Source organism: Providencia alcalifaciens DSM 30120 (assembly GCF_000173415.1).
Taxonomy (GTDB): domain Bacteria; phylum Pseudomonadota; class Gammaproteobacteria; order Enterobacterales; family Enterobacteriaceae; genus Providencia; species Providencia alcalifaciens.
Genome location: NZ_ABXW01000014.1, coordinates 1 through 11,949, shown reverse-complemented (window position 1 = coordinate 11,949; position 11,949 = coordinate 1). Strand labels below are relative to the sequence as shown.

General features: G+C 40.9%; 12 protein-coding genes and 1 pseudogene. 9 read left to right on the top strand and 4 right to left on the bottom strand.

The genetic code is table 11. From position 1 onward, the window contains the following. The first annotated feature begins 2 nt into the window (after nt 1-2). From hisC to PROVALCAL_RS03260, 7 genes are all read left to right on the top strand, one after another. A complete protein-coding gene (hisC, locus tag PROVALCAL_RS03290; protein ID WP_006657682.1) occupies nt 3-1,073 on the top strand; it encodes a histidinol-phosphate transaminase in 1,071 nt (356 codons plus the stop codon). Between the two features lie 13 nt (nt 1,074-1,086). Continuing rightward, complete coding sequence (gene hisB / locus PROVALCAL_RS03285) at nt 1,087-2,154, top strand: bifunctional histidinol-phosphatase/imidazoleglycerol-phosphate dehydratase HisB (RefSeq protein ID WP_006657681.1); 1,068 nt, start codon at nt 1,087-1,089, stop codon at nt 2,152-2,154. Further along, nucleotides 2,154-2,747: an imidazole glycerol phosphate synthase subunit HisH gene (gene hisH, locus PROVALCAL_RS03280; RefSeq protein WP_006657680.1), complete on the top strand. Its 594-nt coding sequence runs from the start codon at nt 2,154-2,156 to the stop codon at nt 2,745-2,747. The genes hisB and hisH overlap by 1 nt, the downstream gene beginning before the upstream one ends. Before the next feature lie 3 nt (nt 2,748-2,750). Continuing rightward, entirely contained in the window at nt 2,751-3,488 is a 738-nt protein-coding gene (hisA, locus tag PROVALCAL_RS03275; RefSeq protein ID WP_006657679.1) for a 1-(5-phosphoribosyl)-5-[(5-phosphoribosylamino)methylideneamino]imidazole-4-carboxamide isomerase, read from the top strand. Continuing rightward, nucleotides 3,470-4,246 carry an imidazole glycerol phosphate synthase subunit HisF gene (hisF, locus tag PROVALCAL_RS03270; RefSeq protein WP_006657678.1) on the top strand — a complete coding sequence of 259 codons (777 nt, stop codon included), beginning with the start codon at nt 3,470-3,472 and terminating at the stop codon, nt 4,244-4,246. Before hisA ends, hisF begins: the two co-directional genes overlap by 19 nt. Then, nucleotides 4,240-4,851, top strand: coding sequence for a bifunctional phosphoribosyl-AMP cyclohydrolase/phosphoribosyl-ATP diphosphatase HisIE (gene hisIE, locus PROVALCAL_RS03265; protein ID WP_006657677.1), 612 nt, complete (start codon nt 4,240-4,242; stop codon nt 4,849-4,851). Before hisF ends, hisIE begins: the two co-directional genes overlap by 7 nt. A gap of 188 nt (nt 4,852-5,039) precedes the next feature. Next, nucleotides 5,040-5,480, top strand: a complete 441-nt coding sequence (locus PROVALCAL_RS03260) for a YbaK/prolyl-tRNA synthetase associated domain-containing protein (RefSeq protein ID WP_224063805.1) — start codon at nt 5,040-5,042, stop codon at nt 5,478-5,480. Nucleotides 5,481-5,636: 156 nt separating this feature from the next. On the opposite strand, the gene PROVALCAL_RS03255 is transcribed toward PROVALCAL_RS03260, so the two are convergent. The 3 genes from PROVALCAL_RS03255 to PROVALCAL_RS03245 form a co-directional block, all read right to left on the bottom strand. Then, nucleotides 5,637-6,272 (bottom strand): CatB-related O-acetyltransferase, encoded by a 636-nt coding sequence (locus PROVALCAL_RS03255; protein WP_006657674.1) that lies wholly within the window; start codon nt 6,270-6,272, stop codon nt 5,637-5,639. A 128-nt stretch (nt 6,273-6,400) separates the two neighbouring features. After that, entirely contained in the window at nt 6,401-7,594 is a 1,194-nt protein-coding gene (locus PROVALCAL_RS03250) for a multidrug effflux MFS transporter (RefSeq protein ID WP_006657673.1), read from the bottom strand. Between the two features lie 87 nt (nt 7,595-7,681). After that, a complete protein-coding gene (locus tag PROVALCAL_RS03245) occupies nt 7,682-9,058 on the bottom strand; it encodes a DKNYY domain-containing protein (protein ID WP_006657672.1) in 1,377 nt (458 codons plus the stop codon). A gap of 353 nt (nt 9,059-9,411) precedes the next feature. Here PROVALCAL_RS03245 and PROVALCAL_RS03240 point away from each other — a divergent pair, with 353 nt between their 5' ends. Continuing rightward, complete coding sequence (locus tag PROVALCAL_RS03240; RefSeq protein ID WP_006657671.1) at nt 9,412-10,491, top strand: tyrosine-type recombinase/integrase; 1,080 nt, start codon at nt 9,412-9,414, stop codon at nt 10,489-10,491. A gap of 8 nt (nt 10,492-10,499) precedes the next feature. Here PROVALCAL_RS03240 and PROVALCAL_RS19695 read toward each other — a convergent pair whose 3' ends face one another. Then, nucleotides 10,500-10,655: a DUF4376 domain-containing protein gene (locus tag PROVALCAL_RS19695; protein ID WP_006657670.1), complete on the bottom strand. Its 156-nt coding sequence runs from the start codon at nt 10,653-10,655 to the stop codon at nt 10,500-10,502. Between the two features lie 207 nt (nt 10,656-10,862). On the opposite strand from PROVALCAL_RS19695, the pseudogene PROVALCAL_RS03235 reads away from it, so the two are divergent. After that, nucleotides 10,863-11,627, top strand: a pseudogene (locus PROVALCAL_RS03235) (substrate-binding domain-containing protein). Nucleotides 11,628-11,949 lie beyond the last annotated feature (322 nt).

Sequence of the window (11,949 nt, the reverse complement as noted above, 5' to 3'; positions counted from 1 at the left end):
ACATGAGCCAGACGTTTAATGCCGCCAGCCTTGCGCGTGAAAATGTAAAAGTGATGACCCCATATATGTCAGCTCGCCGTCTTGGCGGGAATGGCGATGTGTGGCTGAACGCAAATGAATACCCAACAGCACCGGATTACCAATTTATTGAGCGTAACCTCAACCGTTATCCAGAAGCCCAACCCGCGGGTGTCATCAATAATTACGCAGCTTACGCCGGATTATCCCCAGAGCAAGTCTTAGTTTGTCGCGGGGCGGACGAATCTATTGAATTACTGATACGCGCATTTTGCGAGCCTGGTAAAGACGCTGTCATGTTCTGCCCTCCTACTTACGGAATGTACAGTGTCAGTGCAGAAACGTTTGGTGTAGAACAGAAAAAAATTCTGACACTTCCTGACTGGTCATTAAATGTTGCCGCTATCCGTGAAAATTTATCCAATACCAAACTGATTTATATTTGCAGCCCGAATAACCCGACCGGCAATATCATCGATAATCAAGCCCTGCTCGACGTATTAGAGATGACTGCTGGACAGGCATTGGTTGTGGTTGATGAAGCTTATATTGAATTCTGCCCTGAATTTAGTGTTGTCAGTTGGCTGGCGAAATACCCGAATTTAGTAATTTTAAGAACCTTATCAAAAGCCTTTGCTTTGGCGGGGCTACGCTGTGGGTTTACCTTGGCATCCGCCGAAGTGATTGAAGTCTTGCTAAAAGTCATTGCACCTTACCCTCTTTCGACCCCTGTCGCACTCATTGCAGAGAAGGCATTAGATGCAGATGGCATCACAACCATGAAAAAGCGTGTATTGGAAATCCGTGATAATCGCATTGCACTTTCTGAAGCACTGCGTGAGTTACCGCTCGTTGAAACGGTTTACCCAAGTGAAACCAACTATATTCTGGTGCGTTTTACCGATGGCGCGAAAGTTTTTAAAGCGCTGTGGGATCAAGGCATTATCCTACGCGATCAAAGCAAACAACCCGGTCTGGTCAACTGCTTACGCATCACGATTGGTACTGAAATCGAAAATGTCCGTGTTATTGAAGCTATCAAAGCACTTTGCTAATTAGGAAATAGTCATGAGCCAGAAAATTCTTTTTATCGACCGTGATGGAACATTAATTACCGAGCCACCGACAGATTTCCAAGTGGATAGTCTCAGTAAATTAGCCTTTGAAAACAATGTTATTCCTAGCCTTTTAGCGTTACAAAAAGCCAACTATCGCTTAGTGATGATTACTAATCAAGATGGCTTAGGTACAGCAAGCTTTCCGACTGAAGATTTCGATCCGCCCCACAATTTAATGATGCAAGTATTTGAATCTCAAGGTATCCGCTTTGATGATGTGTTAATTTGCCCACATTTGCCTGCGGATAATTGTGCATGCCGTAAACCAAAAACTAAGTTGGTAGAAAATTACCTGAAAGACGGCGTATTAGATATTGAAAACAGTTATGTCATTGGTGACCGCGAAACCGACATACAACTTGCCCAAAATATGGGAATTAAAGGGCTACGTTACAGCGCCAACGAACTTGATTGGAATGCTATCGCCAATCAACTCACTAAGCGTAACCGCTACGCGCTAGTTGAACGCGTCACGAAAGAAACCAATATCCAAGTAGAGGTGTGGTTAGACCAAGAAGGTGGTAGCAAAATCAGCACAGGTGTTGGCTTCTTTGATCATATGCTGGATCAAATCGCGACCCATGGCGGTTTCCGCTTACGCATTGAGGTTAATGGCGACCTATTTATTGATGACCACCACACTGTCGAAGACACGGGGTTAGCCTTAGGTGAGGCGTTACGTGTCGCTCTGGGTGATAAACGCGGAATTGCACGTTTCGGTTTTGTTCTGCCAATGGACGAGTGTCAAGCACGCTGTGCGCTGGACATTTCAGGTCGACCACACTTGGAATATAAAGCGGAGTTTAAATATCAGCGCGTTGGCGACCTTAGCACTGAGATGATTGAGCACTTCTTTAGTTCATTATCCTATGCAATGGGCTGTACATTGCACCTAAAAACCAAAGGAAAAAACGATCACCACAAAGCAGAAAGCCTATTTAAAGTGTTTGGTCGTACATTACGCCAAGCAATTCGTGTTGAAGGGGACACCCTACCAAGTTCGAAAGGAGTTCTGTAATGAAGGTTGTAATCCTTGATACGGGCTGTGCAAACTTAGCCTCTGTCTCCTATGCCATTAAACGCTTAGGCTACGAACCAACCGTCAGCCGTGATACCAACACCATTTTACAAGCTGACAAAGTATTTTTACCTGGTGTAGGCACTGCCAGCGCTGCGATGGAAAAGCTCGCTGAGCGTGAACTTATCCCTTTAATTAAAGCACTGACTCAGCCTGTTTTAGGTATCTGTTTAGGTATGCAATTACTGGGCAATATCAGCGAAGAAGGTCAAACAGAAATTCCACTGTTAGGGTTAATTGACAGCCCCGTACGTAAAATGGATGCGAACGGGTTACCGGTCCCCCACAGTGGTTGGAATCAAGTGAAAGCACTCGCGGGCAATCCCCTATTTAAAGGGATCAGCGACGATGCCTATTTTTATTTTGTGCACAGCTATTCAATGCCTATTTCCGCCAACACCATCGCGCAAACACAATATGGCAACCTGTTTAGTAGTGCTGTGAATAAAGATAATTTCTATGGCGTGCAGTTCCACCCAGAACGTTCGGGTGCCGCGGGTGCTCGCTTGATCCAAAACTTTTTGGAGATGTAAACCATGATCATACCTGCTTTAGATTTAATTGATGGCACTGTGGTGCGTTTACATCAAGGAGATTACGCCAAACAAACTGATTATGGCACAGACCCACTACCACGCTTACAAGACTATGAAAAACAAGGCGCTAAGTTACTTCACTTAGTCGATTTAACTGGTGCAAAAGACCCACAACAACGCCAAATTCCTCTGCTGAAAAAACTACTGGCAGGTGTCAGTGTTCCTGTCCAAGTTGGCGGTGGTATTCGTACCGAGGATGATGTCAAAGCACTACTCGATGCTGGAGCGACTCGTGTTGTCATTGGTTCCACTGCGGTCACCAAACCTGAGCTCGTGAAAACTTGGTTTCAACGTTATGGTGGCGACGCTATCGTATTAGCATTAGATGTGCGCATTAATGCGCAAGGCATCAAAGAAATTGCCATTAGCGGCTGGCAAGAAAACTCCAATTTATCCCTTGAACAAGCCATTGAAATATATCGCCCTTATGGCTTGAAACATGTTCTTTGTACCGATATCTCCAAAGATGGCACCCTATCAGGCTCGAATGTGAATTTGTACCGTGAAATTAGCGAAAAATTTCCCGATATTGAAATTCAAGCCTCTGGTGGAATTGGTAATTTAGATGATATCGCCGCCTTGCCAGCCTCTGGTGCTGCGGGTGTTATTGTTGGACGCGCATTATTAGAAGGTAAGTTTACCGTAACGGAGGCAATTGAATGTTGGCAAAACGCATAATTCCTTGTTTGGATGTCCGTGACGGACAAGTCGTTAAAGGTGTGCAATTTCGCAACCACGAAATCATTGGTGATATCGTTCCTCTTGCACAACGTTATGCCCAAGAAGGGGCCGATGAACTGGTTTTTTACGATATTACTGCATCTTCAGATGGTCGTGTTGTTGATAAAAGCTGGGTCGCCAAAGTAGCCGAAGTGATTGATATTCCCTTCTGCGTGGCGGGTGGAATTAAAAGCGTGGAAGATGCTGCTCAGATCCTCTCTTTTGGCGCAGACAAACTTTCAATCAACTCCCCTGCATTGTCTGATCCAACTCTAATTAGCCGTTTGGCTGATCGCTTTGGTGTTCAGTGCATCGTGGTTGGAATCGATACATGGTTTGACGCAGAAACAAACGAATATTTAGTTTATCAATTCACAGGGGATGAAAAACGCACCACCCAAACTCGCTGGAAAACCCTTGATTGGGTGAAAGAAGTTCAGCAGCGCGGCGCCGGAGAAATTGTGCTCAATATGATGAACCAAGACGGTGTACGACAAGGTTACGATCTGGTACAACTGAAAAAAGTTCGTGAAGTGTGCCAAGTTCCACTGATCGCCTCCGGCGGTGCAGGGGAAAAAATCCACTTCCTAGACGCCTTTACTGACGCTGGCGTCGATGGCGCTTTAGCCGCTTCGGTGTTCCACAAGCAGATTATTAACATCGGTGACTTAAAGCAGTACTTAGCAGAAAATGGAGTTCAAATAAGAGTATGTTAACCACAGAACAATGTAATCAGCTTGCATGGCAAAAAGTCGATAACCTAATGCCCGTCATCGTTCAGCACGCTATTTCTGGTGATGTTCTCATGTTGGGTTATATGAACCAAGAAGCGCTGAAAGTGACTTTAGAGAGCCGTAAAGTCACCTTTTTCTCTCGCACCAAACAGCGCTTGTGGACTAAAGGTGAGACTTCCAACAACTTCCTAAATTTAGTCGATATTGTCGCTGACTGCGATAACGATACTTTGCTTGCCATGGCGCTGCCTGATGGCCCAACCTGCCATAACGGTACCACCAGCTGCTTTGCACCAGCTCAAAGCGAATGGGGCTTTTTATATGAATTAGAAACCTTACTAAAAGAGCGTAAAAATGCCTCGCCAGAAAGTTCATATACTGCCCGTCTGTATGCTAGCGGCACCAAGCGTATTGCACAAAAAGTGGGTGAAGAAGGCGTTGAAACCGCACTCGCTGCCACGGTGAATGACCGCGAAGAATTAACCAACGAAGCCGCCGATTTGATGTACCACTTAATGGTGCTATTGCAAGATCAAAACCTCGATTTGACCGCCATTATCAAGCGTTTAAAAGAACGCCATCAGTAACTGGCTTAAGGGTAACTATTTTATGATAGCTGCCCTTACTTTCTTCTCTCGTCATTGTTTCTCTCTCTGAACTTGCTATCATTCCCCTCATTTGATGTGGACTTTTGAAGGAGCTCATTGTGTCTGACAATGACGTTTTTACACAGTTAACCCAATTACTGAATAGCCAAAATGCAAAATATCGCGTGATGGAGCACCCAACGGCGGGAAAATCTGAAGAAGTGGCAAAAATCCGCGGCACACAGCTAGGTCAAGGCGCCAAAGGGTTAGTCTGCCATGTAAAAGGAAATGGCGTACGTCAGCATGTTTTAGCCATCCTACCTGCGGATCAACAAGCCGACTTGAGTAAAATTGCCAAAGCAATTGGTGGAACCCGCGCATCATTAGCGAGCCCAAAAGAGGTTGATGAACTTACCCATTGTGTTTTTGGTGCCATCCCTCCTTTTAGCTTCCATCCTTCGTTAAAGCTTATTGCTGACCCTTATCTGTTTGTGCGCTTTGATGAACTCGCCTTTAATGCAGGAAGCTTAGAACGTTCAATTATTCTTAATACCCAAGATTACCAGCGTATCGCGTCACCCACTTTAGTCGAGTTTATTCGCACAAATCATGAGCTTGATATAGCATAAATAAAATAACACCTTTGCTACCTAATTAACGCACTCGTTTTATGGTAATAAAAAAACTAATATAGTCACAAAATGATGGGTAATTAAACTGAAAAAGGGTTATCCACGGATAACCCTCTATAATTGAAAAATCCGGTGTTTCAACACCATAACCCATTACTGAGTTTGGTCATAGTGTTCACTAGCGTCTTTTAATGCCAGGAAACCCGAACTGCAAATAAATCTTTTTAATGCCTCGAATTTATCTTCACTCCATTCATATATCTTCAGCGCTAATAATTGTTCTATCACGTCAGAAGAAAAACGAGTTTTAATAGGCTGCGCAGGGTTCCCTCCCACAATGGTATAAGGCGGAACATCTTTAGTCACGACGCTATTGGTCGCAATCACCGCTCCCTCACCTATTTTGACTCCCGGCATAATAAATGCCCGCATGCCAATCCAAACGCCATCTTCAATTATTGTATCGCCTTTACCAACATAAGCCGCTTCAATATGCTCAAGAAAAGGATACAGGCAGAACCAATCCAATCGATGAGTATGATTACCGCCCATCAAAATCACAGTTTCCGCCCCAATACACACATAATCGCCAATATATAATTGGTCTACATGCCAAGCTAACTGCCAATCTCGGCTCTGTTCATCGCCTTGTAAATAACGAACCACCGATTGTTCGAAACCGTCATCCCAACAGTCACTATAGTAACTGTGCCGACCTTTAATATGGATGTTAGGGTTTTGAACAACTTCATGTAATAGCTGAGTCTTCGACCAATGTTTCTTTTTCATGGTAAATAACCTTTAAATCAGTATTTAATTACCATAGAACGCATTCTATGGTGATGTAATTGCGTTCACACTACATCACCGCTAACCGATCCTCGGCTGCTTTAATAATGGATTATTAACCATATCGATTACTCAATTTTCTCTATTATGGCAGCGCGTTTTATACTGGTTTTTCTTGCAATTAATCCGAAAATACATCCCGCTAGCATCACTAGAGCAAGGGACAATTTCGGTGCTATCGGTAACGCAATTGCACATAACCCTAATACAGCGCCACCCGCCATTTGCACAAATCCCACGAGGGCTGATGCCGCCCCAGCTTCATTGCCAAATGGCTCTAACGCATAGCTTGTCGCCGTACCCATCATAAAGGCAAGCCCTGTACACGCGCAGGCAACCGGCAACATATACACTAACCAATGGGTTTGCATTTCAGGTGAAAGCACCATCAAACCGAATAATAAGCCGATGCAACCAAGTGCCATCATGACACTACCGATTGATAAACAGGCTGGACGTCCCATTTTGCGAATACAATAGTTCGCAATATAGCTTGCCAGCATGATCCAAAAACCGTTAACGCCAAAAACAATCGAGAACTCAAGTGGTGTTAATTGGGCATCCCCCATTAATACGCTAGGAGCTAAAGAGACATACGTCAGTGCCATGCCCATTGCGCCGGCATTTACCAATGCAAAAATCAAAAAATGCTCACTCGTCAGAATGCGAAAATAACTCTTAAACTGGAGCTTTTTGACCTGTTTTAAGCTGACAGGACGCGTCTCTGGGAGAAAAAATAAAATTAGCAGGAAAATCGCTACAGCATAAATCGCCAAGAACCAAAATGGCGCTCGCCATCCCCATGCTTCCGCCAGTAATCCCCCTAACAATGGCGCCAATGCAGGTACAATATTCAGCGTTCCATTTAAAAATCCAAATGCTCTCGCGGCTTCTGTGCCATTCATACGGTCACGGACACAACTAAATGCCACTACAGAGGTGCAGCACACAGCCACTCCTTGTAACAGCCGAGAAGCAATAAATAACCCTGCCGTCGTTGAGAATGCGGCCACAATGGATCCAGCTAGATAAATAGCTAACCCAATGATAGCGATAGGCTTACGACCAAATCTATCGACTAATGGTCCAGAAATTAGCTGTCCAATCCCTAAGACTAAAATAAATAATCCGATGGTCGATTGGATTATAGACTCGCTACTCCCTAAATCTTTAGCGATAGCTGGAATAGTCGGTAAATACAGATCTATCCCAAGAGGTCCTAATAGGACTAAAAGTAATAATAAAGCGAGAAATTTATGCATATGACCGATTCTGAGCAGGTGAGTTATCGATAACGATTTCGAAAATGGCTATCGATAATATCAGAATTTCTGTATAGATATCGAATCTTATCGATACTTGGTAATTGCATGAACCACTTCGGTGCCTCTTATCGGCTGTAAATCATCATTATCAATCAAGACACGAATATCTCTTGGTAATAACTTTTCATTCAATAAACGGTTCACGGTACGCTGGTTATCTACTCGATAAATGGTATATCGAATTAATTGAGTGGAGCCTAAATTATCAAAATAATAATATTCATCCCCTTTTTTCCATACCTGACCAAATCTACGATGATCTAAATCACCCACCTTTTCCCATGGTGAGTTATTCGTTTCATTGAAACGATATATTTTTGTACTCCGTGAAATTAACCCCGGATTTTTATTGGTTCCCCAAATCTCGGAATCCTGTAGATAATACGTTTGGTTATTATGAGTGAACACTAAAGGTGCAATTTCTTTTAATTCACCGTCAATAAATGGATTCGCTCCCGCGCGAACAATAATTTCTTTTTCTCTATGATAGAAAAATACGCCATCTCTCGACAAAAACAGGGCTTGATTCACATGCTGACTATGACGGCTTATTAGCTGATAAGGCGCGTGTTGCTCAGGAAATAAAATATCATTCATCGCCACATTGCCAGATTGCGGATCAATCAAATAACCTTCTTGAAATAACCCGTCCAATATCAAGCTGTATAAACCAGAATGACTCTTTATTGGCAATTTATATTGGTCATAATAGACATTAAGATTATCCCGATAAAAATGAAGGCTATCCCTCACGGAATCATCATCCTGAAGGGAGCCAATATCCTGTAGGGTCGCAGGATCCGCATCTGGCATATATTCCCCTTGATAAAAAATGCGCTGTCCGTCAGTTGCCAAATAACGTGACAATAATGATTGATATGGCGTCGATGATGCAGGAAGTGGTTTCATCGGGTAAATATAAGTTTGCGGTTTATCCCCTAAATCCCAACCATATAACCAAGACTGAAATAATTCATCCATTGTTGAAAGCTCATAATTCCTTACTGAGCCCATTGAGCAATATACGGTCTGATTTCCATCCGTAAAATAGTTATTTCCCAGCGATTTTACGCTGTTAGGATTAAATGCAGGGATTGCCAAGTTCCCACAATAGGCATGATTTTTATCTATCGCAAACTGGTGCTCATAATAAGTACCTTCCGGTAATAATTTAAAACTCGCAGGATCGGCATCCTTCATCAGATAAAAGCCATTGCTCGGTACACTCGCATAAACTTTATCATGATAAATAACGTAAATACTGTAACCGACTTTTTCACCCTTACTGTCGATTTCATGATACGGCTCGTCGTTCATCGATAATACCATTCCTGAAATAAGCGCTATCGAAACGAGAAGAGTGACACCGACTACCATTGAACTTATCGTTTTGGATTTCATGCTGTGAAATACCTATTTTGTTTTTTTAATCTATTTTTGTCTGGGTATTCAACGGGAAAAGCGTGAGGAAAGAAATACTCGAAGTCTGAAAGTGTATAAAAAGCTAAAAATAAAAAAGGCGCTCAATTGAGCACCTTTTTTCACTTATGGAAGATAGCCTAACGGTTTATCTTTATTCCATCCACTCAGTGTGGGTAGAATTAGTGCACATAAAAACACAAAAAGAAGATATATCAATAAGATACATTTAATTAATTTTTTATAAATAGCTTTTTTTTGACTTTTTTTTGTTCATTTTGGTATATTTTTTTTACGTCAGCACCCCTATAGCACCCCTGAAATTTGGAGTGAAAATGGCATATTACAGTATTGAAAAACGCCCTAAAGCAGATGGAACTATGAAATACAGATGTACGGTTGGCGTAAAAGAAGGAGGGAAATATGTTTATAGAGAAAATAAAACTTTCAGTAAAGTTGCAGCTGCAAAATCTTGGGGAGTGAGGCGTGTAGCAGAAATTGAACAAAAAGGGTTACCAAAAATATGCACTCCCTCAACCATAACTGTAGGTGATTTAATTCAAATGTACTTAGATGAACCGGGTCTCGGAGGTAAAGCTGGCACAACAAAAAAATACGTTATCACCTCACTATTAAAATCCACATTGGCAAACATCTCACTCGCCAAACTTTCAGTTAATGATGTGATTGAGCATTGTAAGTTGAGAAGAGCATCAGGAACAGGACCCAATACAGTAAGCCAAGATGTAAGCTATCTTACGGTAGTATTGAACTCCGCAAAATCTATATTTGATATAGATTACACAAACAATCCAGGTCGAGATTCTAAGCCAATCCTCAATCAAATGGGGTTAATAGCCAAGTCAAATGTGAGAAGTCGACGCCCAACAAAGGATGAAATATTGATGTTAATGGAGGGATTGAAAAAACGAGAAAATCAAAAACAATGCCGAATACCCTACCGAGATATTTTCACGTTTTCAATGTTATCTTGCATGAGAATAGGAGAAGTGTGTAGGATTCTATGGTCAGATGTAGATTATACTAATAAGTCTGTGATTGTAAGAGATAGAAAGGATCCTCGAAAAAAATCGGGAAACCACATGCTCGTTCCTTTACTAGGTGAAGCATGGGGAATACTGACAAGGCAAGATAAAGTGAGTGACAGGGTATTTCCTTATAACTCTCAATCGGTATCTAAGGGCGTTCACAAAGTCAGAGACGCTTTAGGTATAAAAGATTTAAGATATCATGACTTGCGTAGAGAGGGGGCAAGTAGGTATTTCGAAGCTGGATTATCAATAGAAGAAGTAGCTCAAGTGACGGGTCATAAATCATTGACTACTTTGTGGCGTGTTTATACTGAATTATTTCCAGAAACTCTTCATGAGAAATACAATAGATTAACGAGCTAATATTTCCCTTAAATATTTAATGTGATGGAAAGCTGCTTTTTACAGTGGCTTTTACATCCATAGTAAGAATAACTCCCCACTAGAAAGTTTCGAATGTCATCAAGCTCATCCAATTCTTCAAGCTTATCTTTCATCACGCGCTGACGTTGGTAAATATCATTCACTCGGTTAGCCTTAATATTATCTCTGTATTAATGGACGGAGCTTTACTGTAGTACAGATAACACCTATCATTATATAACTATCAGTCAACCTTACAAAAATGTAATTATTCTGTAATATTATTGTTCACAAGAATAACCTATACTAATCGCATAGGTATTATTTATATTTCCATTTACTATCTGGCAAATAATGAACTGGAGAATTTAATGTTTAAAATTAAAAATGTAATTACTTTATTATGTTTTTTCTCTTCCTCTTTAGCATATTCAGATGTCAATATGTATGGACCAGGTGGTCCTCATACTGCATTAAAGGAAGCAGCTTCGTTATATCAAAAGCAAACCTGAGTAAAAGTAAATGTTAATTACGGACCACAAGCAAGCTGGAATAACATAGCAAAAAAAAATGCTGATATTATTTTTGGTGCATCAGAACAATCATCCCTTGCAATTATTAGAGATCATAACGAAAAATTTAATGAAAAAGATACAACACCTTTATATCTACGAAAAAGTATTATTCTCGTTAAAAAAGGAAATCCTAAAAATATTCAATCAATTGAAGATTTAACACAGAACGGTATCGGTATTATCGTTAATGATGGTGGAGGTAGAAGTAATACGTCAGGAACTGGTGTTTGGGAAGACATCGCAGGAAGAACGGGGAATATAAATACAGTCAAAAATATTCGTAAAAATATTATATCATTTGCTCCTAATAGTGGCTCAGCTAGAAAAGAATTTGAAACAAACCCGAATGCAGATGCTTGGATCACATGGCTAGATTGGGCTATCAGTAATCCAGACATAGGTGATATCGTTCATATTTCCCCATCCAATACAATATGGAGAGATATGAATATTACCGTTAGAAAAAATGCTCCAGATGAAGTTAATAACTTCGCAACTTGGCTGCAATCAGGGAATGCAGATAAAATTTTTTATAAGTATGGATGGATCAAAAATAATTAATTTCTAATATATACTGTTAGCTAAAAGGCGTCTCCTATATTACGGACAAACGCCTTTTAACTTCTAAATTTACTGGATAAACCATAAATTATTACATCATGAAGTAACTATATTTATACCGTTACAATGAAAGCTTATGTAGATAACTCGACAAATATAGTTAACGTATTCTTCATTGAAAAATCAGTGTCATTAGCTAATAAACATACAACACATTGAATTCCCCACATTTAAATATAGATGATCAATCGATATAAAATTACACCATATCGCACACAAACAAACGGTAAAAATAAGATTTAAAATCTATTTAAATAACAAC